Source organism: Mesorhizobium sp. CA14, assembly GCF_020165195.1.
Lineage (GTDB): Bacteria > Pseudomonadota > Alphaproteobacteria > Rhizobiales > Rhizobiaceae > Mesorhizobium.
The window spans coordinates 29,726-55,594 of sequence record NZ_JAIUHR010000032.1 but is presented as its reverse complement, the minus strand read 5'-3'; the positions used below and the strand labels follow the sequence as shown (position 1 = coordinate 55,594).

The following is a 25,869-nucleotide window of genomic DNA, read 5'->3' as shown; positions in this document are numbered from 1 at the left end:
AGATCATCCCAGGAACTTGGCGATGATGGCGTCGCCCATTTCGGTGGTCCCGACTTCCTTCATGCCGGCCGAGAAAATGTCCTTGGTGCGCAGGCCGTCGTCGAGCACGGCGGCGATGGCCGCTTCCAGTCTGTCGGCCTCGGCGACCATGCCGAAGGAATAGCGCAGGCACATGGCGAAGGACGCGATCATCGCGATCGGGTTGGCGATGCCCTTGCCGGCGATGTCGGGCGCCGAGCCGTGCACCGGCTCGTAAAGCGCCTTGCGCTTCTTGGTCTTGGCGTCCGGCGCGCCGAGCGAGGCCGACGGCAGCATGCCGATCGAGCCGGTGAGCATGGCCGCAATGTCGGAGAGCATGTCGCCGAACAGATTGTCGGTGACGATAACGTCGAACTGTTTTGGCCAGCGCACCAGCTGCATGCCGCCGGCATCGGCCAGCATATGGTCGAGCTTGACGTCGGAATAGCGCGCCTTGTGGGTCTGCGAGACGACCTCGTTCCACAAAACGCCCGACTTCATGACGTTGCGCTTTTCCATCGAGGTGACGTGGTTCTTGCGCGTGCGCGCCAGCTCGAAGGCGACGCCCGAAATGCGCTCGATCTCGAACGTGTCGTAGACCTGGGTGTCGATGCCGCGCTTCTGGCCGTTGCCGAGATCGATGATCTGCTTCGGCTCGCCGAAATAGACGCCGCCGGTCAGCTCGCGCACGATAAGGATATCCAGGCCCTCGACCACCTCCTGCTTGAGCGAGGAGGAAGCGGCCAAAGCCGGATAGCAGATCGCCGGTCTGAGATTGGCGAACAGCTCCATGTCCTTGCGCAGGCGCAGCAGTCCGGCCTCGGGGCGCACCTCGTAAGGCACGGTATCCCATTTCGGCCCGCCGACGGCGCCGAACAGCACGGCGTCCGCTGCCATCGCCTTCGCCATGTCGGCATCGGAGATCGCCGCGCCATGTGCGTCATAGGCGCAGCCGCCGACCAGCCCCTCGTCGGTGGCAAAGCCGCTGCCCAGCCTGTCGTTCATGGCCTTGATCAGCTTCTTCACCTCGGCCATGGCCTCGGGGCCGATGCCGTCGCCGGCGAGCAGGAAGAGATTTTTCGAAGCCATGGAGAACCGTCCCGGGAGAGAAATTGAACCGGCGTCTTGCTAAACGCCAAGCGGTTGCGGCGCAAGGGGATGACGGGACATTGCGAGACTCGTCTGGCGTGGCGTGGGTTCCTCGCCCCCGCCAGAGGCGGGGGAGAGGTGTCCGCGAAGCGGACGGAGCGGGGGCCTTCGTAGGGCCCCCCTCTCCGTCTCGGCTTCGCCGAGCCACCTCTCACCCACTTCGTGGGGGCGAGGAACCCAAGCTGGAACAGCGCCTACCGATGCGACAGAATATTCACCAGCCGCCCGAACGGATCGCGCACATAGAAGCGCCGCACGCCCCAGGGCTCGTCGGCCGGGCCGTATTCGATGGCGAAGCCTGCCTTCTCCATGCCTGCAAGCGCCGCGTCCACATCGTCGACCTCGATCGACAGGTCCGGCACCGGCGTGTCCGATCCGCCTTGCGCCATGAAGCTCACCTGCACCTGCATCCGCTCCTCGGACCCGTAGGTGGCGATCCAGCCCATATCCATGAGCAGATCGAGGCCGAGCACGTCATGATAGAAGCGCTTCGCCGCCGCGATGTCCTGTGTGGCGATATTGGTTACGATGCGCCGAACCGCCATCCCTTAGCTCCTATTCCGTGCGCCTCAGCGCCGTCACCTCGATCTCGATCTTCATCTCCGGCTTGTTGAGCTGGCACACGATCATCGTCGCCGCCGGGCGGATGTCGCCGAACGCCTCGCCGAGGATCGGGAAGACGACGTCAACATGGGCCTGGTCGATGATGTAGTAGCGCGCCCGCACCACATCGGCCAAGTCGAACCCGCCCTCGGCCAGCGCCTTGGCGATGGTGGCAAGGCAATTGCGCGTCTGCGCTTCGACCGTGTCGGGCATGGTCATTGTGGCATAATCATAGCCGGTCGTGCCGGAGACAAAACACCAGTCGCCCTGCACCACCGCGCGCGAATAGCCCGCGGTTTTCTCGAAAGGGGAGCCGGTGGAGATAAGCTTGCGCATGGGGGCCTCGCGTTGGTTCTTATCCGTCTAGCAGGGGACGACGGTACAGTCGTGGGCCAAGCCGGGCGGAGCGTTGTCACGAAGGCAAGCGCAGACCCTCGGACATTTGGCTGCGGCTAGGAGCGAGCGACGCGCGAGGACTCTGGATGACGAAGCTGACGGTGGTCTGCAACGCACCGGCCTAAGGTGTGTTGAGCTTCAGGTCAGGCCGAGTCGAAAGTGGTGGCTGCCGAGAACCGGAGCGGAGCGTACTTAAAGTACGTGAGCACCGGAAGCGCAGGAAGCCGCCACTTGCAGGCCGGCCTCACCTGAATATCAGCATACCTTAATTCCCCGACCCCTGGGCGTCGTCATACGCCTTCTTGATATCCGCCGGCCAATCCTTCATCGGCGGCCAGGCCTGCGGCTCGCCATTGTCGCCGCGGCGGGCAAAATAGACTTTCTGTTTGGCGGGGTCGACCGCCATGAAGCCGTCGTTGCCGCCGCAGTCATGCGGCACGCAGCCGGTGGCGTAGAAGGCGCCCGAGGCCGTCTTTTCGGTGCCGCCGCCGACCAAAAGGCTGGTCGCCATGTCGGGCATGTCGTTGCCCAGCAACGCCTGTCCGGCTTTGTAGACGGCCTCGTTGTGGAAGGCATCGATGATGTTGTCCAATTTCGACGGGTCGACATTCTTCCAGCCGGTGCCGGGTTCGGGCGTGTAGGTCAGGTTGCCGGAGGTCGTCAGCCCTTCCGCGGGCGACCATTGCAGCGCCGGCTTGGACTCGCCCGGCAGCAGGTAGGGCACGAAATAAATGGCGCTGTCGGAGACTGCTGCCGGCGGCGCGCCGCATTCGTCCTGCTCGACCGTGGTGGTCTGGATCTCACCGTCCTTCGGCTTCCAGATGATGACCTTGGCCGGCCCGCACTGGTTGCCGCCGTCACCGACATCGACCAGCGCCACGTTGACGTCGCCGATCTTGACGATCTTGTCGAAGAAGACGTCGTAATTGCTGGCAAGCTGCTTGCCGTCATAAGCCAGCACCTTCTCGCCGTCCTGCTCCGGCTGCGTGATGGTGAGCTGGCCACCCTCGAACGGGATCGGCGCCTGCCTGTCGTCATCCGACGCGGCCTGGTCGCTGCTCAATCCCTGATCGGCCGCGCCTTGATCGGCCGCCGGCTGGTCGGACGCGATGGGCGCCGGCTGCGTGGCGGGCACGGTGGTCTGCGCATTGGCGCCGACCGTGACGAGAAGCATTGCCACCGAAGCAGCCAGAAGCGAGCGTGTCATGACTGTCCCTCCATTCAGCCGCCGGCCCAGCCGGCAAAGGGCGGGCCTATCGATTTGAAGCCGCGCCGCTCAGAGACTGTTTCGAAATTCGCTCTGGCGAGTCATATGGTGGCGGTTTCGAGAACCGTAGCGCAGCGGACATTTGGTCCGTGAGCAACGGAAGCGCAGAAACTGTCGGCAGATGGCCGCCGGAGTAGAATTTCCAAACAGTCTTTCAGGCCCAGGGGCGCTGCTCGGCATTCCTCTTCTCGAAGGACGCGATGGCGCCGGCCTTCTCCATGGTCAGCCCGATATCGTCGAGGCCGTTCAAGAGGCAGTGGCGCTTGAAATCGTCGAGATCGAATTTGACCACGCCGCCATCCGGCCCGCGGATTTCCTTCGCCTCGAGGTCGATCGACAGCGTCGCATTGGAGCCGCGCGAGGCGTCGTCCATCAGCTTGTCGAGGTCTTCCGGGCTGACCGTGATCGGCAGGATGCCGTTCTTGAAGCAATTGTTGTAGAAGATGTCGGCGAACGAGGTCGAGATCACGCAACGGATGCCGAAATCGAGCAGCGCCCAGGGCGCGTGCTCGCGGCTCGAACCGCAGCCGAAATTGTCGCCGGCGACCAGGATCTGCGCCTTGCGGTAGGCCGGCTTGTTGAGCACGAAATCCGGGTTTTCCGAGCCGTCCTCATTGTAGCGCATCTCGGCGAAAAGCCCGGTGCCGAGCCCGGTGCGCTTGATCGTCTTCAGATAATCCTTCGGGATGATCATGTCGGTGTCGACATTGACGATCGGCATGGGCGCGGCGACGCCGGTGAGCTTGGTGAATTTATCCATGGTCCTTGCCCGTCTTCTTCTTGGCTTGCGGGGAATTTTGCCGGACGGTTTACACAAAGCCGGGGGTAAATGAAAGGCAACTGTTCGTGCGCGGGCCTTGGGCCAATGTCGAGCATGGCATGCGTGCCGGAGCTGGAACAACTAAAAAACGGCTTCGAAATCCCGGCCGGCTGGTGCAGTCTGCGGCCATGGCCGATCCTTCAAAAATCCTTTACGCCAGCGAACCCGCGCTCGATGTCGCCGAATTCCGCCGCGTGCTGGTGGAATCCGGTCTCGGTGAAACACGGCCCGTCGACGATGAAGCGCGCCTGAAGACAATGCTCGGCAATGCCAATCTGGTGCTGACAGCGCGGCTCGACATCGAGGGCAAGCCGCTGATCGGCGTCGCGCGCGGCATCACCGATTTCTCCTGGGTCTGCTACATCTCCGAACTCGCCGTATCCGCCTCGGCGCAAGGGCTCGGCGTCGGCAAGGGCCTGAGACGAGGCGCAGCGGCAGCTCGGGCCTTCGGTCGCCATCAGCCTGATCTCGATGCCCGACGCCGTCGGCTTCTACGAGCGCATCGGCATGGCGCGCATGACCGACGCCTTCTGGTTTTCCCGCCAGCGCTGACCTGAACCGCCGCCGATATCGGAGCCGATTTCTGCTTGGAATCGGCGAGCCAGATCGACCCCCACTCCGTCGAGCTTCGCTCGACACCTCTCCCCCGATCGACGGGGGAGAGGAACGGTGCGAGTTCGCCGACCCTGGCTCCCTTCCTCTCCCTCCGGAGGGGGGAGAGGTGGCGCTGCGAAGCAGCGACGGAGTGGGGGAAAGCGCTGCTCAAAAGCGAAGCCACCTCAAGACAGGCACAATCCGGCAAGGAAGAAACTTGGGCAAGCAGTCATCAGGCGGCAGAATATTTTTGCCACCGCTTGACAGGCAACCAAATGGTTGCATATTAAAGCCATGAGCATGGATGCCGTCTTTCGCGCTTTGGCCGACCCGACCCGCCGGCAATTGCTGGACAGCCTCCATGCCCGGAACGGGCAGACGCTGAACGCGCTTTGCGAGAACATGGAGATGACGCGCCAGGCGGTGACCAAGCACCTAGCGATCCTCGAGGAGGCGAACCTCGTCACCACCATGCGCCGGGGCCGCGAGAAGGAGCATTACCTGAACCCCGTTCCGATCAACGAGATCGCCGAGCGCTGGATCGGCAAGTTCGAGCGGGGGCGGCTTGCTGCCCTCAGCGACCTGAAGCAACGCCTTGAAAGGGAAGAGCCGTGAGCGAGAACAGTTTTGTCTATGTCACCTATATCCGCACGACGCCTGAAAAACTTTGGCAAGCGCTGACCGATCCGGAATTCAACCGGCAGTTCTTCCTCTGCTCCCATCAGGAGAGCGACTGGAAGGTCGGCTCGAGCTGGAAGCTGGTCTTCCCCGACGGGCGCATCGCCGACTCCGGCGAGATCCTCGAAATCGACCCGCCGAAACGCCTCGTCATCAAATGGCGCAACGAATGGATGCCCGAGGTTAAGGAGGACGGCTATACGCGCTGCACCTTCACCATCGAGCCCGACGGCGAATTGATGAAGCTCGCCGTCACCCATGAGGCCGACGGCTCCCACAGGCTGATCCCGAACGTCTCCAAAGGCTGGCCGCTGGTGCTCGCCAGCCTCAAGAGCCTGCTCGAAACCGGCAAGGGTTTCGAGCGCCCGCCGTCAAAGGGATAAGGATTCGTTTCGGATACGAACGATTCGCGCCGGAGGTGTATGCGATGCTGCAACTATCCTTGCCGCAGGCCATGGCGAACGCGGACACGGTCATGGCCTCGGCCGACCTTCCCGCCTCACCCGACGAGGTTGGCGCGGCGTTGATAACCAGCGCGGTCGAGCGCTGGTGGGGTTCGCCCGAAACTTACCGCATGACCGGTTGGAACGCGGATCTGCGCGTCGGCGGAAGCTGGCGTGTCACGGTGCGAACCGCCGACGGCAGGCGCCTGCCCGCCGGCGGAGAGTTTCTCGAAATCGAAATGCCGCGTCGGATCGTGCAGACGCGGCGTTACGACTGGGACCATCCGGCGCTCGGCCGGCACGAAACGACGGTCGCTTATCTGCTGGAGCCGATCGCCGGCGGCACGCGGCTCACCATCTGCCACGGCGGCTTCGCGGGTTTCCCGGACGCGGCGGCGGAACATGCCGAGGGCTGGGCGCGCGTGCTTGGGTGGCTGCAGGGGTATTTCGGCGCTCGGCCGGCTACCTGAAAGATCTCCCTTGACTCGCAATAGCACCCGTCCAGATTTTTGGGGGATGGAGAACAGCCGCTGTGTCGTGGGAACCGCCGGATGGAGCATACCGGCAGCGCATAAACCTTCTTTCCCCGGTTCCGGCTCGCAGCTCGAACGTTATGCGGCACGGCTTTCGATCGTGGAGATCAATTCCTCATTCCACAAGCCGCATCGGCGGCAAACCTATGAGCGCTGGGCGCGCTCGGTCCCGAATCATTTTCGCTTTTCCGCAAAAATCCCCAGAGCCGTGACGCATGAGCGCCGCCTCGAAGATTGCGATGATCTTCTGGACGCGTTTTTGGGTCAGATCGGCGGCCTCGGTACCAAGCTTTCCGTGCTCCTGGTGCAACTGCCGCCCAGTCTGCAATTCGAGCCCCAAACAGCCGAAAACTTCTTCACGATGCTGCGTGTAAAGAGCGACCGGCGCCTGGTTTGCGAACCGCGTCACCCCACCTGGTTCGAGCCGGAAGCCGGGGCCTTACTGAGCCGCTTTCAAGTTGGGCGCGTTGCGGCCGATCCCGCTCCCGTGCCCGCCGCCGCTATGCCCGGCGGCTGGCGCGATCTCGCCTACTTCCGATTCCATGGCGCGCCGCGCGTCTACTATTCGGACTACGAGGCCGATCAGCTTCTGGATATCGGCAGGCGGCTTGCCGAAGCCAGCGTATCGGAGGTCTGGTGCATCTTCGACAACACGGCACGAGGCCATGCGCTCGGCAATGCGCTTTCGGTCGATGCAGCCGTCCGTCAGATGACGTTCAGCTCCCGGAACGCCCGTCCTTCCGCCACACGCTCATATCCGAATGCCGTACAGTCGATCGTGCGGTAGCCGCCATGCACGATGAGCTCGGCGATCGACTTCCCCACCGCCGGCGCCTGCTGCAGGCCGTGGCCGGAGAAGCCGTTGGCGAACAGGAAGTTTTCGACCTCCGGATGCCGGCCGATCACCGCATTCTGGTCGAGCGTGTTGTAGTCGTAATGCCCGACCCAGGCGCGCGTCGGCTTGATCGCCTCGAAGGCCGGGATGCGGGTGGCTAGGACCGGCCAGATCACCTCTTCGAACAGCGGCCAGTTGACCTCGAAATCCGTTGGATCGGGCGCATGATCGCCTTCCTCCGGCTCGGCGCCACCGGTGATGTAGACCGAGCCCTCCGGCCGCACATAGATGCCGGACGGATCCACCAGCAGCGGCATATCAGCGAATTTCTCGCGCGCTTCGAAGACGAAGACATTGCGCTTGCGCGGCTCGACCGGCAGCGCCAGCCCGGCCAAGGCGGCGACCTTGCCGGCATTCGGCCCGGCCGCGTTGATGACGGTGCCCGCTTCGAGCGTCTCGCCATTGTCGAGGCTTACGCTGGTGACGCGATTGCCGTCGCGCGCGATGCCGGTGACGGAAGCCGTGATGAGATCGATCTTCCTGTCGCGCAACGCCTGGCGGAACAGCATCAGCATGGCATGCGCGTCGAACCAGCCTTCGCCGCTGCGGCCATAGGCGCCGGCGGAAATGCCTTCGGCCGACAGCCAGGAGAAACGCTGCGTCAGCTGGCCGGCATCCTCCAGCACGATGTCGGCGCCCTCCGCGAGCTGCGTCTCGTGATTGGCCTTGAGGATCGGCAGCCCGGCCTCGCCGGCGAGGATGAGATAGCCGCCCTCGCGAAAACCGATATCGGCGTCGGCGCCGAAGGTTTCCTTCAGCCGCCGGAACAGTTTCAGCGTGAACTGCGACAGGCGGATGTTTTCGGGGATCGAGAATTGCTGGCGAATCGAGGCACAGGACAAGGTCGTCGCCGCATGCGAGAACTGTGGATCGCGCTCGATCAGCGCGATCGAGCCGGTAAAGCCCTCCTCGCGCAGGTAATAGGCGACCGAGGACCCGACGATGGCCCCGCCGATGATGACGATGTCGTAGCGCACGCTTTTGGTTCTCCGACTCCAGAGCATGGTCCCGACGCTCGGGTTCGCACGCTCAAATCAATGCAGGAAGATCGATCTCGAAGCGCGTGCCGCGCTCGGAGTCAACCAGCCTGATCGTGCCATCATGCGCTTTCAGGAGGGCCAGCACGATGCCGAGCCCCATGCCGGTGCCGCCGGATTCGCGCCGCGTGGTGAAGAACGGCTCGAAGATCCTGGCGCGGTTGGCGGCCGAGATTCCCTCGCCGTCGTCGCCGATCCGGACCGACGCGCGCTCGCCATCGGCTGAGGCGTGGATCGCCACCTGCCGGGCGCCATGTCGTGCCGAATTGTCGATGAGATTGGCGAGCACGATGCCGAGATTCTCGGCCGAGATGCCGAGCCCGATATCGCCGCCGCCCTCAAGCCGCGCTTCGAGCCTTGTGTCGATCGGCAAGGATGCCAATGCCGCACAAAGCGTCGTGCTTTCGCCGCTCGGTTCCAGATTTTCAGCGCGCGCCAGGTCAAGCAGCCGACGCACCAGGAGATTGAGCCGCCCGGCATCGGTGACGATGTTGTTGGAGAAACGCTTGCGCTCGGCCTCGTCCATCGCGCCGCCGGAATCCCTCAGCAGCTCCGCCGCGCCCTGGATTGCCGTCAGCGGCGATTTCAATTCATGCGAGACATGGGTGGCGAAGGTCTGGATGCTGTCGGAGCGCGCCTGCAGTTTTTGCGCCATGTCGAGGAAAGCCGCCGACAGCGCCGCCATCTCGCGCGTGCCGTGATGGGCGAGCGGCCTGATCGCCTCGCGGTCGCCGGCGGCGATGCGTTTCGTCCGCTCGATCAGCGCGTAGATCGGCCGGCTGACGGTGCGGATGAACACCAGCGCGATCAAGAGCGTGCCGCCGACGATCGTGATCGCCGCCAACGTCACCTTGCCGCGTTCGCCATAGAGGTGCTTGACGATGTTGTTTGGCGTCCGCGACAGATAGACGACGCCCGCGACCCGGCCGTCGAGCTCGACCGGCATGGCGACGAAGACGCGCACCCTGGTGCCGCGGCTGACCGAATAAAGCGGCGGCGCCGGCTGGTCAGGTATTCGCAAGCGCAGTTCGCTGGCATAATGGCCCGAAAGCGCGGTCCGTACTTCCTCGACTTCGCCAAGCGACCGGCCGACCTCGTCGCCGCCGGCAATCACCACGCCGCGCGGATCGAGCAGGCGGAAGCCGGCAAGCGTCGTTTTCTGCGTTTCGTCGAGAATGCCGTCGAGCCGCGCGCCGATGGCCGCGAAGGCCGGGTCGGGGACGGCGGGAAGCGCCGCGGGACGCATCGGCATGACATCGTCGGCGGCAAGGTCGAGCCGCGGCTCGATCGGATCATAGGGATAGTTGCTGTCCCTCGCCGGATCGGCCGAGATCGGCGAACCCAGCCTGTCCTGGGCAATGCCGGCCGCGCGCACCTCCTGGGCGTAGACAGCGGCAACGACCGCGCCTTGCGCGATCAGCTCTCCCTCGGTCTGGCGGATCAGCTGGTTCTCATAGAGCCGGAAGAAGAACAGCCCGACCAGCGGCAGCGCCATCACCAGGATGAGGATGACGACGACGACGGTGGCAAGCCGCGGCCGCCACCTTTCCTTGCTCAACCACCGCATCGGCCGAGCCGGAAGCCGACGCCATGCACCGTCGCGATCGCGTCGAGACAGCCGACCGCCGCCAGCTTGGCCCGCAAATTGCGGATGTGGCTGTCGACCGTGCGTTCCGAGACATGGATGTTGGAGGCATAGGCATTGGCCATCACCGCGTCGCGGCCAAGCACATGCTGCGGGCGGGCGAGGAAGCCTTTGAGGATCGCGAATTCGATCGCCGTCAGGATGAGCGGCTTGCCGTCGAAGCTCGCTTCATGGCTTGCCGGGACGAGCATGAGCTTGCCATGCACGAATTGACGGTCGTCGGCTTCTTCTTCGACCGGCGCCGGACGCGCGCGCCGCAGGATGACGTTGACGCGGGCGACCAGCTCGCGCGGGCTGAACGGTTTCGTCACATAATCGTCGCCGCCCATCTCCAGCCCGAGCACGCGGTCGATTTCCTCGTCGCGCGCGGACAAAAACAGCACCGGCACGTCGGATTTTTGCCGCAGCCTGCGGCAGACCTCCAGCCCGTCCATCTCCGGCATGCCGATGTCGAGCACGATGAGGTCGGGCGCGCGGCGCTCGACTGCCTGGAGCGCCGCTGCGCCGTTGGCGACAGCGGCCGTCTTCATGCCGGCCTTTTCCAGCGCGAAGCAGATGATCTCGCGGATATGAGGGTCGTCGTCGGCGACGAGTATGTTGTGCGGCATGAAATCAGCGGCCCGGTGCGTGGGGTTCGGTGACGGTAGGATTAGGGCAATTCCATGGAGAAGTGGGAAATTGTTTTCAGTCCGCAGTTGTATCGGGACAAGGAGATGAATCGACAAAGGCCTCGGGCATTTGCGCATGCCTGGGCAGAGCCCATGGCAGGGTCGGCAAGGAGCGTCATCGCCGGACCGTCCCCGGCGTGTCCGCTCCCACCATGTGGAGCGGCCTCGGGGCGAAAGGCAGGATGGCCGCCTCGTGGCACCGCCTTTGCGGCTCGACGAGCCACCAGCCGTCATTGCGGAGCCGGCGCGGCAGGGACCAGCGGGATGTGTGAGGCGTTCGCATGGCGCTGGTTTCGCCAGCCCATGCGGAAAACGCGCGGCGGATTGGAGGAAGTTTTCCGCACAGATTTGCAGATTTGGTGCAGGAGCCATCTCCTCCTGAGACATGATAATCGCTAGGGCGCTCCCCCGCTCCGTCTCGGCGCGCAGCGCCGAGACGGAGCGGGGGCTGGCGCTGCCATATGCGATTGTCCGGTCCCTCGAGAGGCTCCGCCTTGCCTCATCTGTCATCACCCGGCATAGATCGGCCATGACCGTCGACACTTACAGCCCGCGCCGTTCGGTGCTTTACATTCCCGCTTCGAACGACAAGGCGCTCGCCAAGCTCGGCTCCTTGGGCTGCGACGCCGTCATCATCGATCTCGAAGACGCCGTCCTGCCCGCCGACAAGAAAGCGGCGCGCGACAAGGTCGCAGGCATTCTCGCCGGGCGCGAAAGGCGCTGCGAGATGGTGGTGCGCATCAATCCTTTGGCCAGCGAATGGGGCACCCACGACCTGTTGGCGGTGGCCAAGGCCGAGCCCGACGGCATTCTTCTGCCCAAGATCAGCACGCCGCGCGACATCCTCGAAGCAGGCGACCTGCTCGACGACAATTTCGCGCCGGACAGCGTGAAACTATGGGCGATGATCGAGACGCCCAGGGCGCTGCTCAACATCGGCGCCATCGCCGAGCTTGGCCGCGACCCTGCTTCGAGGCTGGCTTGTTTCGTTGCCGGAACGAACGACCTGGTGAAGGCGACCGGCATCCTGGCGACGCCCGACCGGCGCTATCTGATGCCCTGGCTGATGCAGCTGGTGCTTGCGGCGCGGGCCGGCGGGCTCGACGTCATCGATGGCGTCGCCAACGATTTTCGCGACCTCGACGCTTTTGCCGGCGAATGCGCGGAAGCCGCCGCCATGGGTTTCGACGGCAAGTCGCTGATCCACCCCGCCCAGATCGAAGCGGCGAACCGCGCCTTTTCACCGTCGCCCGAAGCGCTGGCCAGGGCCCGCGCGATCCGGGAGGCGTTCGCGCGGCCCGAAAATGCCGGCAAAGGGGTGATTCCGCTCGACGGCCGCATGGTCGAGCGGCTGCATCTGGCGGAAGCCGAGAAACTTCTGGCGAAGGCCGCGATCATCGGCGCATGATGTCGGACGAGATATGATTTTTCAGGCCCGGCTTTTCATCCAATCACGATAATTAGGCACGACAGATTAGGCACGACAGGATCAATCCATGAAACTCTACCGCTTCCTCACCGGCCCGGACGACGCCACCTTCTGCCACAAGGTGACGGCGGCGCTGAACAAGGGCTGGCACCTGTTCGGCTCGCCGACCTATGGCTTTGACCAGCAGACGAAGTCGATGCGCTGCGGCCAGGCCGTGGTGAAGGATGTCGAAGGCCACGACTACACAGCCGATACCAAGCTGAGCGACTGGTAGGGCAGGCTCTCTCATTCGTCATCCTAGGGCGTAGCGACGCAAAGCGGAGCGCAGACCCGGGGTCCATTCCGTTCCCTCTGCCGAAGGGCGCGGCGGGCCAGTATATAGGGAACATTGCGGGTGTCGGGCGGCAAGCGTTCCGTTCTGCACCGCGGGCTTGGTGTTGATGGAATGGCATGGATCCTAGGGTCTACGCGCGTCGCTTCGCTCCTTGCTTCGCCCTAGGATGACGAGGTGCGCGCTCAGCCCGGCGCCGCCTGCTCGGCCGCTTCCTCGATCCGCTCCATGTCGTCGTCCGATAGGCCGAAATGATGGCCGATCTCGTGGATCAGCACATGGGTGACGATGTCGCCCAGCGTCTCCTCGTTCTCGGCCCAGTAGTCGAGGATGGCGCGGCGGTAGAGCGTGACGCGGTTCGGGCCCTCGCCGGTCTGTGGGTTCCAGCGCTCGGCGATGCCGCGTCCCTCGAACAGGCCGAGCAGGTCGAAGGGCGTCTCCAGCGACAGGTCGTCCATGATCTCGTCGGTCGGGAACTCGGCGATCTGGATAATGATCTCGCCGGTGAGCTTGCGGAACTCGTCCGGCAGATGGGCGTAGGTCTCCAGCGCCAGAAGCTCCATCTCGTCCATCGACGGAGAAAGCTGGTCGTGCCAGGTGCGGGTCTTGTAGATGCGGGCCATGAACTGTCCTTTGATCCCGGCATATAGGCTTTCGCGCCGATTGAGGCAAATGGGCCGGCTGGGGCGTTCGCTTTCAGGGTAAAAACCGGAGGAATAAATTCCTTACGAGTCTGCTTGACTCTTCCGGCCGCCTCTGGAATCTATAAGAACATAACAGGAACAATTGCTGCTGGAAGTGAACGTCATGGCGATAAGCGCCGTGGCGCGGGAGACCGTTTTTGCCCTGCGCCGCCAGATAGCGAAGATCGAGGGAACGCTGCCCGAGCGCCTGCAGGCGCCTGCAGGAAGCGCGCCCGACGATATCGCCAAGTCGGACATGACGATTGTCCGGCGCGGTCTTGCCGTGGCCTCGGTGGACGCCTTTCTACACACCGGCATCGAGCGCTTCGACGCAGCCCTCGGCGGCGGCCTGCCCAAGGCGGCGCTCAGCGAAATCCATGGCCTGGAGACTCGCGATGCCGGTGCCGTCGCCGGTTTCGCGCTCTCGCTCGTAAGCCTGATCCTCAGGGAGAAGCAGGGCCTGCCGATCCTCTGGGTCGGGACGGCGGAAATCTTTCACGAGGCCGGCCTGCCCTATGCCAGGGGCCTTCACGCCCTGTTCGGCATCGAGCCCGAGCAATTGCTGTTTTCCGAGGCGCCGAAGCTGCTCGACGCGCTCTGGATCGCCGAGGAGGCCGCCCGCATGACCGCCTTCGCCGCAGTCATCCTCGAGATCCGCGGCAGTCCGCGGCTTCTCGACCTCACCGCCACGCGCCGGCTGCATGCGCGGGCCCGGAATGCCGGCCGTCCGCTGCTTTTGCTGCGCCAGGCCGGCGAGGCCGATCCCACCGCCGCACCCGTGCGCCTCATTGTTTCGGCCGCACCTTCGGCAAGCCGCGAGACGGTCGCCGGGCCGCTCGCCGGCTCGATCGGCCGCCCCGCCTTCAAAGTCGATATCGGCAAGAGCCGCACGGCCCTGCCCGGACAGTTCACACTGGAGTGGAACCCCGATGAGCACGCTTTTGCAGAAAGAACAGAGAATTCTGTCGCTGTGGTTCCCGCATCTGGCGGCGGAACGGATCCTGCGCCAGCGTCTGGGGCGGTCCTGGCGTTCCCGGCCCTCGCATCACCTGCCTCTGGTGATCAGCCATCGCGACAACAACACCCAGCGCATCGCAGCCCTCGACGAGCGGGCTGAGGCGCTGAAGCTGAAGCGCGGCATGGGCATTGCCGATGCCCGCGCCATGCACCCCTCGATCGATGTGGTCGAGGCAGACCCGGAGGCCGACCGCCGCCTGCTCGAAGGCCTTGCCGACTGGTGCGACCGCTACACGCCGCTGGTGGCGATCGACGCGGAAGACGGGCTGTTCCTCGACGTCACCGGCTGCACGCATCTGTTCGGCGGCGAGCGCGCCATGCAGGACGAGATCCTCACCCGCTTCTTCCAGCAGGGCTTCGATGTCCGTGCCGGGCTGGCCTCGACGCCGGGTGCCGCCTGGGCGGCGGCGCGCTTCCATGGCGATCGCATCGTGGCCGGTGGCGAGGAAGAAGCGCTGCTTTCGCCGCTGCCCTTGTCGGCGCTGCGCATTGCGCCGGAGACCCGCGCCAGCCTGGAAAGTGTAGGCCTGCGCACCGCCGGCGCGGTGATGGCCGCGCCCCGCGCGCCGCTCGCCCGCCGTTTCGGCGCCACCTTGCTTCTGCGTCTCGACCAGGCGCTCGGCCGGCTCGACGAGGCCGTGTCGCCGCGCCTTCCCGTCGCGCCGCTCTCGGTCGAGCGCCATCTTGCCGAGCCGGTCATGCTCACCGACGATATCGAGCGGCTGGTGAGCCGGCTGGCGATCGCCTTGAAGACCGACCTCGAACGCCGCGGCGAGGGCGCAAGGACGCTGGCGCTGCTTCTCTTCCGCATCGACGGCGCCGTCAGCCGCATCGCCGTCGGCACCTCGCGCCCGATGCGCGAGCCGCGGCTGATCCAAAGACTGTTCCATGAGCGGCTCACCGCGCTGGAGCAGAACATCGACGCCGGCTTCGGCTTCGACCTCGTGCGGCTGTCCGTGCTGTCGGTCGCCGCCTTCGACTTGGCTCAGGGCGACCTCACCGGCGATACCGCCGATGATGACGCCGACATCGCGCTCTTTGCCGACCGCGTCCGCGCCCGTCTCGGCGAGGCCGCTGTGCTGAAGCCGGTGGTCGTCGAGAGCCACCTGCCGGAACGGGCCGTCAAAACTGTGCCTTTCGCCGAAGCGCCGCAAAGGCGCGCCCCGGCGGCCGGCCGGGCGGCGCCGCCCCGAACAGCGCCGCCGATGACCGTCTACCCGCCGGAGCGGCCGGTGCGCCTGTTCCGCTCGCCCGAACCGATCGAAGTGCCGGCGACCGAGATCCCCGAGGGACCGCCGATGAATTTCCGCTGGCGGCGCGCGCTCTACCGCGTCGCCCGCGCCGAGGGGCCGGAACGCATCGCCGCCGAATGGTGGCGCCAGCTGCCCGGCGAGGAGGAGGCGCCGACCCGCGACTATTATCGCATCGAGGATAGCGAGGGTCGCCGCTATTGGCTCTACCGCCAGGGTCTCTACAACACTGCGCCGCAGGCCGCGCCGCCGCGCTGGTTCATGCATGGGGTGTTCGCATGAACGCGCTGACCGTCATCCCCTATGCCGAATTCGGCATAAGCTCGAACTTCTCCTTCCTGCGCGGCGCCTCCAAGCCCGAAGAGCTGGTGGTCACGGCGAAATTCTACGGCTTTGCTTCGATCGGGCTTGCCGACAGGAACACGGTCGCCGGCGTCGTGCGCGCATGGCAGCAGGCCAAGGTGGAGAAGATGGCCTATCACCCGGGCTGCCGCCTGGTGTTCGGCGACGGCACGCCGGACATCCTCGCCTATCCCCGCGACCGCCAGGGCTGGGGCCATCTTTGCCGCATGCTCACGCAAGCCAATCTGCGCGACGAGAACGAGAAGGGCGCGACGCTGCTCGAGCTTGACGACCTGCTCGAATGGGGCGATCGGATGTCGCTGGCGATCCTGCCCGATTTGTCTGGCCGCTCGGAAGACAGTCTGGCATTCATTAGCCGGCTCAATGATCGCTTCGGCGCGGCGCTCCGTCTTGCCGTGACGCCGGACTATGGCGGCAATGACCGCTTCCGCATCGAGCAGGCCGCGGCGATGGCCGAGCATGCGCGCGTCCCGCTGATGGCGACCAATGACGTGCTCTATCATGCGGCCGACCGCCGGCCGCTGCAGGACGTGCTCACCGCGATCCGCCTCAACACGCCGGTTTCCGAGGTCGGGCTGGAGCTGACCGCCAATGCCGAGCGCCACCTGAAGCCGCCGCTGGAGATGGCACGGCTTTTCCGCCGCCACCCGCAGGCGCTGGCGGAGACGCTGCGCTTCGCCGACGAATTGACCTTCTCGCTCAGCGACCTCGAATACAATTATCCGGACGAGCCGACCGAATCCGGGCTTGGGCCGCAGGCCGAACTCGAGCGTTTGGCATGTGAAGGGGCGGCAAGGCGCTACCCGGCCGGCGTGCCTTCGCATGTCACGCAACGCATCAAAGAAGAACTCGCCCTGATCGAGCGCCTGAATTACGCGCGCTATTTCCTGACCGTCTACGACATCGTGAAATTCGCCCGCAGTCAGGACATCCTCTGCCAGGGGCGCGGCTCTGCCGCCAATTCGGTCATTTGCTTCTGCATCGGCATCACCGAAGTCGGCCCCGACCGGATCGATGCACTCTTCGAGCGCTTCATCTCCGAGGAGCGCAACGAGCCGCCCGACATCGACGTCGATTTCGAGCATGAAAGGCGCGACGAGGTCATCGCCTATATCTACGAGAAATACAGCGCCAAGCGCACCGCCTTGGCCGCCGCCGTCATCAGCTATCGCGGCCGCTCCGCCCTGCGCGAAGTTGCCAAGGCCATGGGCCTGTCGGAAGACGTCAGAAGCGCGCTGTCGAGCACCATCTGGGGCTGGTCGACCTCCGAGCTCGGCGAAAGGGAAGCCAATGCCGGCGGCCTCGACCGCACCGATCCGCTGTCCAGGCAGGTGCTGGAGCGTGCCAACGAGATCATGGGCTTTCCCCGCCATCTTTCCCAGCATGTCGGCGGCTTCGTCATCACCCGCGACCGCCTCGACGAGGTCGTGCCCATCGTCAAGACGGCGATGGAGGAGCGCAAGATGGTCGAATGGGACAAGGACGATCTCGACGCGGTGAAGATCCTCAAGGTGGACGTGCTGGCGCTCGGCATGCTGACCTGCCTGAAGCGCGCTCTGACCTTGCTCACGCAGCATTATCCGCAGGCGCGGGACGATTACGGCCGGCCCTACAGCTTGGACTCTATCCCACCGGAACACCCTCGCGTCTACGACATGATCTGCCGGGCGGATACGTTGGGCGTCTTCCAGATCGAATCCCGCGCCCAGATGTCGATGCTGCCGCGGCTTAAGCCCCGCGAATTCTATGATCTCGTCATCGAGGTGGCGATCGTGCGGCCCGGTCCCATCCAAGGAGACATGGTGCATCCTTATCTGCGCAGACGACAGGGCAAGGAGAAGGCCGAATACCCCAAGCCTGAGCTGGAAGAGATCCTTGGCAAGACGCTCGGCGTGCCGCTGTTCCAGGAGCAGGCGATGAAGATCGCCATTGTCGCCGGCGGCTTCCGGCCGGGCGAAGCCGACGAACTGCGCCGCGCCATGGCGACCTTCAAACGCACAGGCACGATCGGCAACTATGAAACGCGAATGGTCGAAGGGATGGTCGAGAAGGGCTATCCCAGGGAGTTCGCCGAGCGCTGCTTCAAGCAGATCGAAGGCTTTGGCGAATATGGCTTTCCCGAAAGCCACGCCGCCTCCTTCGCGCTGCTGGTCTACGCCTCCTGCTGGTTCAAGACCTTCTTTCCCGACGTCTTCTGCGCCGCGATCCTGAATTCCCAGCCGATGGGTTTCTACCAGCCGGCGCAGCTCGTGCGCGACGCGCGCGACCATGGTGTCGAGATACGCGAGGTCGACATCAACCATTCCGTCTGGGACTGCACGCTGGAGGCCACCGCCTTCGATCCGTCACGCATCCTCGATCGTCATGCCTCGATGCGCGGCGTCATCGAAACGGCGCATGCCGTGCGGCTCGGCTTCCGCCAGATCAAGGGCCTGTCCGAAGAGCGCATGAATACAGTCGTCGCGCAGCGCGGCGACGGCTATCGTTCGGTCAGGGATGTCTGGCTGCGCTCGGGCCTCGATGTCGGCGAGATCGAAAGACTGGCGCAGGCGGACGCGTTCCGCTCGATCGGCCTCGACCGTCGTGCCGCGCTCTGGGAGGTGCGGGCGCTCGACGGCAAGAGCGCCGCCGAGAAACTGCCGCTGTTCGACCAGCCCTCGCTCAACCTGCGTGAGCTGGAGCCGGAAACGAAACTGCCCAAAATGCCGCTCGGCGAGCATGTCGTCCACGATTACCGCTCGCTCGGCCTGTCGCTGAAGGAGCATCCCGTCGCCTTCCTGCGCGAAAGGCTGGATCGTGCCGGAATCACCCCCAATGCCTGCCTGCCATCGGTGCGCGACGGCCGCCGCGTCTCTGTCGCCGGCCTCGTTCTGGTCCGCCAGCGTCCCGGCAAGGGCAATGCCATCTTCCTCACGCTGGAGGATGAGAAGTCGATCGCCAACGTCATCATCTGGCCGCGCGTCTTCGACCGTTTCCGCTCCATCGTCATGGGTGCCCGCTTCATCCGCGTCACCGGCAAGCTGCAGCACGAATCGGACGTCATCCACATCGTCGCCGACAGGGTCGAGGATTTGACGTCCTGGCTGAGCGTGCTGCTGGAATCGGCCAATCGACCGGTCATCGAGCATAATCCCGCCAAACGGCCGATTGGATCCGCCGCAAGCCGTGGCCAGCCGGTCCACCAAGACGTCGCGACGCTATCGAGCGCCGCGCAACAGGTCATGCCGAAAGGGCGCAATTTTCAGTAGGCACAAACGCCTTCTGTCCTCAATTGGAGCCAAGACGCCAAGATGGGAGGAAGAATTGTGAAGCCGCATTCCTTCACACCCCCCTCTGTCCTGCCGGACATCTCCCCCGCAAGGGGGGAGATTGAACGCTCAGCCGGTTTCGCCAATCTCCAACGTTGCAAGAATGGCGGAGCGCCAGAACTGCCAATCTCCCCCCTTGCGGGGGAGATGCCCGGCAGGGCAGAGGGGGGTGCTGTCCCGCCAGCGTTCGGATTTCCGTGCTGCAGCGGTGTTATGCAATCACGGACGCCGACGCCAATCTCGATGGCTTGCGGCATTCTTCCGGAAGCGGTTGTCAGCGAAAGGCCGTCACGACGGCCCGCTGAGCCGCGGCGGCGGTGGCGTCAGCATGTCCTCGGCCGAGATCGTGCGCGCCTCCGAGGGCAGCATGATCGGGATGCCGTCGCGCACCGGATAGGCGAGCTTCGCCACGCGCGAGACCAGCTCGCTGCGTTCGGGGTCCCAGGTCAGCGGCCCCTTGGTCAGCGGGCAGGCCAGCAATTCCAATAGTTTCGGGTCGACCGTGGCCTTTCGTCCGTCCCGTCCGTCCGTCATGGAACTCACCCCCGTGTCAGCAAACTATTGCAGGCTCGGCCCAAACTCATCGTCCTCGCGCGCCAGCGTCATTTCGGTGATGGCGATCAGCGTCTCGGCGCGCGTCTTCAGGTCCGGCGCTTCCAAGAGCGCCTGTTTCTCGGCCGGTCCATAAGGCGCCATCATCGACAGCGCGTTGACCAGCATGCCGTTTTCGGCGCGGCTGACGCTCTCCCAATCGGCCTCGAGATCGTTGGCCTGCAGATAGGCGCGAAACGCCTTGAGCAGCGCCGGCCGGTCGACCTCGGCGCCGGCCGGATCCTCCTCGAGATCGGCGAGAAACGGCATGATCTTGCACTGCCGGAACGGCGCCTTTGCCGCGAGCTCCTGCACCATGCGAAACCGGCACACGCCCTGCAGCGAGATCAGATAGCGGCCGTCGCCCGTCTCCGCGAGCGAGATGATGCGTCCGGCGCAACCGACGCTGCACAGCTCCGGCTCGCCGTCGTCGCGCAAGGCGCCGTCGAGGCTCGGCTGGATCATGCCGATCAGCCGGGAGCCGGCCATCGCCTGGTCGATCATCTGCAGATAACGCGGCTCGAAGACATTGAGCGGCATGCGGCCGCCGGGCAGAAGCAGCGCTCCGGCGAGCGGGAACACCGGGATTGCCGCCGGCAAATCCTTGGCAAGCCGGTAGAGTGCGTTACCGACGCGCACCGCAACCCTCCCAAAGCAACGCCGGCAAGCGCATCACCTGCAATCTCCTCTCGCCCGGCAAACTCGTCCTCATTTGGCGGCGAACCGCCAGCCTGCCCTTATCTGGCGCTGGCGCTCCGCCGCTCAAGCCTGCCGGCCGCGACAGCCGGCAAAAAATTCGGGGCAATTCCGAAAACCGCGGTTTCCGCCCGGAATTGCGCAAAGAACAAGCCTAGAGCAATTCCAGGAAAAGTGTGAAACGGTTTTCCGTCCGGAATTGCGTCAGAACAACACTGAGAGCGGTCCTGCGAATCCGTGAGACGCCGAGCCGCGCTACGAGAACAGCAGCGACGAGAGCTTGCGGCGTGCCGCGAGCGTCGCCTCGTCGGTCATTCCCCAAGCCTCGAACAGCTTCAAAAGCTGCGCCCTGGCCCCGTCGTCGTTCCAGCTCCGGTCGGCCTTGACGATCGCCAGCAGATTGTCGGCGGCCGCATTCCGCTCGCCGCGCGCGTTCTGGATCATCGCCAGGTCGAAGCGCGCCTGATGGTCGGCGGGGTTGGCGGCGAGCCGCCGCTCGAGCTCGGCCGGATTGCCGAGCGCCGCCGCTTCCGCCGCCAGCGTCATCTTGGCGCGCAGCGCCGCCAGTGCGGGCGCGTCCTTCTTATCCTCGGGCGCTCGGGCGAGCACGGCCTTGGCGCCTTCCGCATCGCCAGCGTCAAACAGGATCTCGCCCAAGCCGGCGATCGCCTCGAGCGTCTCGGGCGCCTGCTCGAGGATCGCATCGTAAATGTCGGCCGCGGTCTGCGCGTCGCCGGCCGTGCGCGCCTCGGCGGCCGCCGCAAGCGCGTCCGCGATCTGCGGCGCGCCGCCGCCCTTGCCGCCGACCTTCTGGATGAACTGGGCTACCTGGCTTTCGGGGATAGCGCCCATGAAGCCGTCGACAGGCTGGCCGTCCTTGAAGGCGATGACCGCGGGGATCGACTGAATGCCGAGCTGGCCGGCAATCGAGGGATGATCGTCGATGTTCATCTTGACCAGCTTGACCTTGCCGCTTGCGGCTTGCACCGCTTTTTCGAGCTGCGGCGTCAGCTGCTTGCAGGGCCCGCACCATGGCGCCCAGAAGTCGACCAGCACCGGCTGGCGGCGCGATTCCTGGATGACGTCGGCGGCGAAGGCGGCTGTTGTCGTCTCCTTGATCAGGTCGGCCGCCGCCGGCGCGTCGCCCAGCGAAACCTTGGGGCGGTCGCCGCCGCCATATTGCACCGTCTGGGCGTATTGGCCGCCATTGCCGCCAAACGCGCCGCTATACGGATTGTTGTCGCTCATCGTGTCGCCCTTTCGGTCGCGCTCCAGGCGTCGGCGCCCGGCGCGTCATTATCGGATTTCGGAACCGCCTTCCATGTGGCGATCAGGCCCCGACTTTCAAGATTATGAGACTTTCAGGATAACAGGATCGTGGCCGGTTGCCTCGACGAATCTGATCAGGTCGGCGGCGGCGATCGAGGTCGTCGCCTCATTGGTCAGCGGATGGCCGTTGATGACGTCATGGCTCATCAAGGCCTGGTCGAGCACGACCTTGACCCTCCCTTCCGTGTCGTTGATCAGGCCGAAGACGGTGACCGCGCCGGGGATCACGCCAAGCAGCTCCATCAGCATCTCCGGCTTGCCGAACGACACCCGGCTGGCGGCGCCGATCAGGTGGTGGATCTGCTTCAGGTCGACCACGGCGTCCTCGCCGACGGTGACGAGGAAATAGTTGTCCTTCTTGTCCTTGAGGAACAGGTTCTTGGTGTGGCCGCCGGGAATCTCGCCGCGCAGGCATTGCGAATCGGCGACCGTGAACAGCGGCGGGTGCCTGACCGTTGAGACGGAAATGCCGAGACCGGCAAGAAATTCGTTGAGCTCGGCTTCAGTCTTCGGCATCGGTCCTCGCGCGGTCGAACAGGGCTCATGCCGTTTACGGCCAACCGTGCCCTCGGGGCAAGACCGCCGGAGCAATTCCAGGAAAAGCGGGCGACGGCTTTGCCTGCGGATTTGCGATCGGTCCGGTTCGGCGCCGCTTTGATGCTTTCGATGCGTACTTCGCCGCAGGAAGAAATTCGCTCCAAAAAGACCGTCATTTCCCTGTTGCAATCGCCGCGCTCTTCGGCCATATAGGCGCGGCTTGCGGCCCAAGGCCGCGCGAGCGGGTGTAGCTCAGGGGTAGAGCACAACCTTGCCAAGGTTGGGGTCGGGCGTTCGAATCGCCTCACCCGCTCCAGTTTCCTGAAGGGAAATTAAGCACTTAGATCAGGGCCACCATCTGGTGGCCCTTTCTATTTCAGCGTGGTCAACACCTGGTCAACACGATGTTTGAGAGTCGGGAACCGGCTTGACGCCCGAATTCGTCGGGGACGTTTTGTCCAATCGCTAACGCACGTCCAGTTGCAAAGGTCGGTCTCCTCCGACTTGGGAGACTGGGGTCTCTCCTATAGCTGTGGACGGCGTGGACAGGACGAGACGATAAAAATGATAGTTGCGCACGGTGTGCTGCATTATGCCCGAGACGGCTCGCCACGCTGCTGCGGCGCTTCTTCATCGATCAGAGCAGTGACAAGCTCAACTGCCGAGGCCCAGTGCCTGGCAACGTCGGTCCGCGTTTTTGCTCGGCTTGGACGGCAGCGGGGCAGGTATCCCGCAATCTGCTCCAAGTCCCGTAGCACCGACGCGATATGCGGCCAAGGAAAGTCGGTGGGATCACCGATGTCTCGATCTGCGCCGACAATGATTTGCAATTTGGCAATTACTCCTTCAAGCGACGTTGCCGCGATATCAGGGACAGAGTCCTGGAGCTTAAGAGCTTCGGTCATCGCAAAGACCTCGGCCTCCTGCGCAACCGCATACTCCCGTGGACCATCGAGAGTGCACGCCGTTTTGTCTTGAACTCGCGTCGGTAATTCTGAGGTCAATCCCTGAATTCCGGGATCGACTATGATTTGGCTCTCCAACCGCTGCTGCACGCGGCATAAAAGGATGGATATATACCGAGCTATTTGCCAATCGCGCACGAGCAGAAGTGCGGGATCGTGTAAGGCTGCCGGATGCAATTCCGTGTCGTCGCCGGTTGCGGCGAGAACAGTCGACTTTTTCGCTGCCACAGCATGGGCTCCTTCCGTAGGGCAAGTCTCCCGCCATAAGAATACATATTATAGTTGATAAACTTAAAGTGTGTAAACCTCGATTGTCGACGCATGGACATGCGTCAGCTGGTTGGAAAAAACTTCGCGCGTATTCGGCGGGAGAAAGGCCTGACGCAGGAGGACGTAGAAGCACGCTCCGGATTCAGTCAGCAGTATCTGAGCAGCCTCGAACGCGGTCGGCGGAACCCCACGGTGATCACTCTTTATGAGCTTGCTCAGGCGTTAGGCGTAAGTCACTTGGAGTTGGTCAAGCCAAGCGACTATCCGTAGTCAGTTTTATAGGTAGACCTGGGCGCAAACCGCTCGCGAGCGCGCCAACTAAACGGCGCTGTAGCGAGCGAGCGGCGACTACGCGCCTCATGGTGAACGCTCGCGCTACGTTCGTGATCCCTAGAACTTCATAGCTTGCCTATCGCCAAACTGCCCGCTCCCAGCTGGATGAAAATCAAGCTTTCTGACGTGCTGATTTCTTTGCAGGCGCGACTACGGCCTTGCGGCCAAGCCCGCTGGACTTTGCGAGGGCCGATCGTTGGGCCGCATAGTTCGGCGCGACCATAGGATAATCAGACTTCAGCGCCCACTTGACCCGGTACTCGTCTGGCGTCAGCCCATAGTGCACGCCGAGATGGCGCTTCAGGGATTTGAACTTCTTCCCGTCCTCAAGGCAGATGATGTAGTCAGGAAACACCGATCGCTTTGGGTTGACGGCTGGCTCCCGCTTCGGCTCTTCGGCGGCAAATGGCTGGCCGATACCTGCCAAAGATGAGTGAATTGAAGCAATAAGGTGGGGTAGACCAGCGACGGGTAGTGGATTCTTGCTGACATAGGCCGACACAATATCGGCAGTCAGCTCGACCAGATCAATTGTCTGGGCTTCGTTCTGTTCGCTCAAGTATTCGCTCCTGTATGGAGTCTAAGTGCGCCCCGCGCCGTTTACGGGCAATCATAGATAAATGCTACCGAGCGGTTTGGGCACCTGCCAAGCGAAAGATTCCAGGGTTAAGCGGACGATGCAATAGTACGCGGCAGCCGGTAGTGTCTCAGTTTGAAACTCGAATCGAGCGGCAAATCGTCCAATAGACCACTAGGTGCGTAGCTCCGAACATCGCAAACGTGGCTAAAAAGACTCCGGCGAAAGCGACGTAAGGATACCAGGTCATCATCGGCTCATCACCATCGTTCTCTCTGAGTTTTTCGAAAACCGATTTCGAAGTAGCGATGAGGCGTAGGCCTGTCCAAAGAGCGGCCCATGCGACAACGAATTCAAGGGGCCAGCCACGGGCAGCGAAATAAATCGGCCCGATAAGAGACAGCAGTGGAACAAAGATGTTCATTGAGTGATGCGCTTTTTTACGGCCCGCGCGGTCCCGGCTTCGGCGCAACGGCGTCCATCTTCTCGCAGAGGTACCCATAGACCAGAGCGCATTGCCGATCACGTCGGCGGGGCGCTTTTGCCTTTAGGTCCGGTTGGCACTACGGCTTCCATCCATTCGGCTTCTCTGCCTCTTTTGTCTTCGTCATGGTCCACAACGGCTTCCCGTCGTCGTCCGTCTCGTGCTTCACGAAAATCCTTATGATGTGGTCAGGGAACCTGGCCTGTTCGATAGTCATCTGTACATCATGGACGTGGCGCTTTTCGGCATCGGTTAGGACCCGCTTTTTGCTCACGCAAATCTCCAATGCTCTCCACTAAGCATGCAGGAGTTGGCGCCGGCTCGCGACAACAGCTTTCGCATCGTCAAATTTCAAACTGAGATACGACCCGGCAGCCTCGCAGCTTGACCTCGGACATCTACCGACTCCCAAGCTTGGGGTAGCAGATATTGAAACCGTCAGCTACCTGGGGCAAGTCGAGAGAATGACAGCCCGGAAAAAGTCCAACGGTCTTCAGCTGCCCCCCGTAGTCGCTGGCGAATGGCGCGGCGAAATCGTCGGTTCGGCCAACGTCAACTTTGGCCAGGTCGCGCAGCCTGGCCCGCCGCGCCAATCAGTTGAGTTCACCTATATGATACTGGCTGCCTCGCTCATCATGCCGGGTGCAGCATTCAGATGGCCTGGAGTCGTCATGATCATGGCTCCCACCCCGATGAAGACGGACCATCCCGATGCGGGCGTTCTTTTTGAAGCCGATGAGCTACCGTCATTGAGCCTTTCCCTACACGTTACTCGAGGGCAATTTTCGGACATGCTGCCACGCTTTGAAGCCCATCAATTTAAGGAATTTCATTTCACAATAGAGGAAAAGGACGCAGAGGGCAGATGGCCGGTGCGAAGCTGGGGTATGGGAACTACTAGACTGGCTACGTAACTAACGATTTTTATTGTCCTCAACTCGCTTGAGCAAATGAAGATGA

At 63.7% G+C, this 25,869-nt stretch carries 28 protein-coding genes and 1 tRNA gene; 13 read left to right on the top strand and 16 right to left on the bottom strand.

Translation table 11 applies throughout. The features are described 5' to 3' along the window. Positions 1 to 3: 3 nt before the first annotated feature. The 5 genes from leuB to leuD form a co-directional block, all read right to left on the bottom strand. The gene (gene leuB, locus LB565_RS25735; RefSeq protein WP_224588834.1) at positions 4 to 1,107 is read right to left on the bottom strand and encodes a 3-isopropylmalate dehydrogenase; all 1,104 of its coding nucleotides are present in this window, start codon (positions 1,105 to 1,107) and stop codon (positions 4 to 6) included. Positions 1,108 to 1,361: 254 nt separating this feature from the next. Continuing rightward, positions 1,362 to 1,712, bottom strand: a complete 351-nt coding sequence (locus tag LB565_RS25730; RefSeq protein WP_224588832.1) for a VOC family protein — start codon at positions 1,710 to 1,712, stop codon at positions 1,362 to 1,364. A gap of 10 nt (positions 1,713 to 1,722) precedes the next feature. After that, positions 1,723 to 2,106, bottom strand: coding sequence for a RidA family protein (locus tag LB565_RS25725; protein ID WP_224588830.1), 384 nt, complete (start codon positions 2,104 to 2,106; stop codon positions 1,723 to 1,725). 325 nt (positions 2,107 to 2,431) lie between these two features. After that, positions 2,432 to 3,373, bottom strand: coding sequence for a hypothetical protein (locus LB565_RS25720; protein ID WP_224588829.1), 942 nt, complete (start codon positions 3,371 to 3,373; stop codon positions 2,432 to 2,434). Between the two features lie 214 nt (positions 3,374 to 3,587). Then, the gene (leuD, locus tag LB565_RS25715) at positions 3,588 to 4,193 is read right to left on the bottom strand and encodes a 3-isopropylmalate dehydratase small subunit (protein ID WP_040987979.1); all 606 of its coding nucleotides are present in this window, start codon (positions 4,191 to 4,193) and stop codon (positions 3,588 to 3,590) included. A gap of 188 nt (positions 4,194 to 4,381) precedes the next feature. Here leuD and LB565_RS25710 point away from each other — a divergent pair, with 188 nt between their 5' ends. The 5 genes from LB565_RS25710 to LB565_RS25690 all read left to right on the top strand — a co-directional run bounded on the left by LB565_RS25710 (position 4,382) and on the right by LB565_RS25690 (position 7,288). After that, a complete protein-coding gene (locus tag LB565_RS25710) occupies positions 4,382 to 4,810 on the top strand; it encodes a GNAT family N-acetyltransferase (protein ID WP_318012191.1) in 429 nt (142 codons plus the stop codon). 331 nt (positions 4,811 to 5,141) lie between these two features. After that, on the top strand, positions 5,142 to 5,462 hold the full coding sequence (locus LB565_RS25705) for an ArsR/SmtB family transcription factor (protein WP_224517921.1): 321 nt from the start codon (positions 5,142 to 5,144) through the stop codon (positions 5,460 to 5,462). Then, positions 5,459 to 5,908: an SRPBCC family protein gene (locus LB565_RS25700; RefSeq protein WP_224588828.1), complete on the top strand. Its 450-nt coding sequence runs from the start codon at positions 5,459 to 5,461 to the stop codon at positions 5,906 to 5,908. The genes LB565_RS25705 and LB565_RS25700 overlap by 4 nt, the downstream gene beginning before the upstream one ends. Before the next feature lie 44 nt (positions 5,909 to 5,952). Beyond that, positions 5,953 to 6,438, top strand: a complete 486-nt coding sequence (locus LB565_RS25695; RefSeq protein WP_224588827.1) for an SRPBCC domain-containing protein — start codon at positions 5,953 to 5,955, stop codon at positions 6,436 to 6,438. Positions 6,439 to 6,448: 10 nt separating this feature from the next. Continuing rightward, on the top strand, positions 6,449 to 7,288 hold the full coding sequence (locus tag LB565_RS25690; RefSeq protein ID WP_318012190.1) for a DUF72 domain-containing protein: 840 nt from the start codon (positions 6,449 to 6,451) through the stop codon (positions 7,286 to 7,288). Here the strand turns inward: LB565_RS25690 and LB565_RS25685 are convergent. Genes LB565_RS25685 through LB565_RS25675 form a run of 3 tightly spaced genes read right to left on the bottom strand, consistent with a single transcriptional unit; the run spans position 7,207 to position 10,686 of the window. Continuing rightward, positions 7,207 to 8,373, bottom strand: coding sequence for an NAD(P)/FAD-dependent oxidoreductase (locus LB565_RS25685; protein WP_224588825.1), 1,167 nt, complete (start codon positions 8,371 to 8,373; stop codon positions 7,207 to 7,209). The genes LB565_RS25690 and LB565_RS25685 overlap by 82 nt on opposite strands. Before the next feature lie 52 nt (positions 8,374 to 8,425). After that, entirely contained in the window at positions 8,426 to 9,928 is a 1,503-nt protein-coding gene (locus tag LB565_RS25680; protein WP_411970693.1) for a sensor histidine kinase, read from the bottom strand. A gap of 59 nt (positions 9,929 to 9,987) precedes the next feature. Then, the gene (locus LB565_RS25675; RefSeq protein WP_224588822.1) at positions 9,988 to 10,686 is read right to left on the bottom strand and encodes a response regulator transcription factor; all 699 of its coding nucleotides are present in this window, start codon (positions 10,684 to 10,686) and stop codon (positions 9,988 to 9,990) included. Between the two features lie 589 nt (positions 10,687 to 11,275). Between LB565_RS25675 and LB565_RS25670 the strand changes: the two genes are divergently transcribed. Together LB565_RS25670 and LB565_RS25665 are read left to right on the top strand one after the other, a co-directional pair. Then, on the top strand, positions 11,276 to 12,154 hold the full coding sequence (locus tag LB565_RS25670; RefSeq protein ID WP_224588820.1) for an HpcH/HpaI aldolase/citrate lyase family protein: 879 nt from the start codon (positions 11,276 to 11,278) through the stop codon (positions 12,152 to 12,154). Between the two features lie 88 nt (positions 12,155 to 12,242). After that, the gene (locus LB565_RS25665) at positions 12,243 to 12,449 is read left to right on the top strand and encodes a DUF1737 domain-containing protein (protein ID WP_224588819.1); all 207 of its coding nucleotides are present in this window, start codon (positions 12,243 to 12,245) and stop codon (positions 12,447 to 12,449) included. A 242-nt stretch (positions 12,450 to 12,691) separates the two neighbouring features. Here the strand turns inward: LB565_RS25665 and LB565_RS25660 are convergent, their stop codons facing one another. Further along, complete coding sequence (locus LB565_RS25660) at positions 12,692 to 13,129, bottom strand: metallopeptidase family protein (RefSeq protein ID WP_224588817.1); 438 nt, start codon at positions 13,127 to 13,129, stop codon at positions 12,692 to 12,694. 184 nt (positions 13,130 to 13,313) lie between these two features. Between LB565_RS25660 and LB565_RS25655 the strand changes: the two genes are divergently transcribed. From LB565_RS25655 to LB565_RS25645, 3 genes are read left to right on the top strand one after another with little or no spacing between them, the layout of a single operon-like run. Continuing rightward, positions 13,314 to 14,306, top strand: a complete 993-nt coding sequence (locus LB565_RS25655; RefSeq protein ID WP_224588816.1) for an ImuA family protein — start codon at positions 13,314 to 13,316, stop codon at positions 14,304 to 14,306. Continuing rightward, positions 14,248 to 15,738 carry a DUF6504 family protein gene (locus tag LB565_RS25650; RefSeq protein WP_224588884.1) on the top strand — a complete coding sequence of 497 codons (1,491 nt, stop codon included), beginning with the start codon at positions 14,248 to 14,250 and terminating at the stop codon, positions 15,736 to 15,738. Before LB565_RS25655 ends, LB565_RS25650 begins: the two co-directional genes overlap by 59 nt. Beyond that, positions 15,735 to 19,067 (top strand): error-prone DNA polymerase, encoded by a 3,333-nt coding sequence (locus LB565_RS25645; protein ID WP_224588814.1) that lies wholly within the window; start codon positions 15,735 to 15,737, stop codon positions 19,065 to 19,067. Before LB565_RS25650 ends, LB565_RS25645 begins: the two co-directional genes overlap by 4 nt. A 348-nt stretch (positions 19,068 to 19,415) precedes the next feature. Here LB565_RS25645 and LB565_RS25640 read toward each other — a convergent pair whose 3' ends face one another. The 4 genes from LB565_RS25640 to LB565_RS25625 all read right to left on the bottom strand — a co-directional run bounded on the left by LB565_RS25640 (position 19,416) and on the right by LB565_RS25625 (position 22,259). After that, a complete protein-coding gene (locus tag LB565_RS25640; protein WP_224588812.1) occupies positions 19,416 to 19,661 on the bottom strand; it encodes a Trm112 family protein in 246 nt (81 codons plus the stop codon). Positions 19,662 to 19,685: 24 nt separating this feature from the next. Continuing rightward, positions 19,686 to 20,357 (bottom strand): LON peptidase substrate-binding domain-containing protein, encoded by a 672-nt coding sequence (locus LB565_RS25635; RefSeq protein ID WP_224588810.1) that lies wholly within the window; start codon positions 20,355 to 20,357, stop codon positions 19,686 to 19,688. 312 nt (positions 20,358 to 20,669) lie between these two features. Further along, entirely contained in the window at positions 20,670 to 21,662 is a 993-nt protein-coding gene (trxA, locus tag LB565_RS25630) for a thioredoxin (RefSeq protein WP_224588809.1), read from the bottom strand. 102 nt (positions 21,663 to 21,764) lie between these two features. After that, a complete protein-coding gene (locus LB565_RS25625) occupies positions 21,765 to 22,259 on the bottom strand; it encodes a prolyl-tRNA synthetase associated domain-containing protein (RefSeq protein WP_224588801.1) in 495 nt (164 codons plus the stop codon). A 262-nt stretch (positions 22,260 to 22,521) separates the two neighbouring features. On the opposite strand from LB565_RS25625, the gene LB565_RS25620 reads away from it, so the two are divergent. Then, a tRNA-Gly gene (locus tag LB565_RS25620) sits at positions 22,522 to 22,596 on the top strand. A gap of 274 nt (positions 22,597 to 22,870) precedes the next feature. Here LB565_RS25620 and LB565_RS25615 read toward each other — a convergent pair. Next, positions 22,871 to 23,473: a hypothetical protein gene (locus tag LB565_RS25615; protein ID WP_224588799.1), complete on the bottom strand. Its 603-nt coding sequence runs from the start codon at positions 23,471 to 23,473 to the stop codon at positions 22,871 to 22,873. A gap of 93 nt (positions 23,474 to 23,566) precedes the next feature. On the opposite strand from LB565_RS25615, the gene LB565_RS25610 reads away from it, so the two are divergent. Beyond that, positions 23,567 to 23,785, top strand: a complete 219-nt coding sequence (locus LB565_RS25610) for a helix-turn-helix domain-containing protein (protein WP_202379517.1) — start codon at positions 23,567 to 23,569, stop codon at positions 23,783 to 23,785. Between the two features lie 175 nt (positions 23,786 to 23,960). Here LB565_RS25610 and LB565_RS25605 read toward each other — a convergent pair whose 3' ends face one another. Continuing rightward, on the bottom strand, positions 23,961 to 24,407 hold the full coding sequence (locus LB565_RS25605; RefSeq protein ID WP_224588796.1) for a MucR family transcriptional regulator: 447 nt from the start codon (positions 24,405 to 24,407) through the stop codon (positions 23,961 to 23,963). Between the two features lie 148 nt (positions 24,408 to 24,555). After that, positions 24,556 to 24,849, bottom strand: a complete 294-nt coding sequence (locus LB565_RS25600; RefSeq protein ID WP_224588794.1) for a hypothetical protein — start codon at positions 24,847 to 24,849, stop codon at positions 24,556 to 24,558. Between the two features lie 524 nt (positions 24,850 to 25,373). On the opposite strand from LB565_RS25600, the gene LB565_RS25595 reads away from it, so the two are divergent. Beyond that, the gene (locus LB565_RS25595; protein ID WP_224588792.1) at positions 25,374 to 25,823 is read left to right on the top strand and encodes a hypothetical protein; all 450 of its coding nucleotides are present in this window, start codon (positions 25,374 to 25,376) and stop codon (positions 25,821 to 25,823) included. Positions 25,824 to 25,869: the final 46 nt, after the last annotated feature.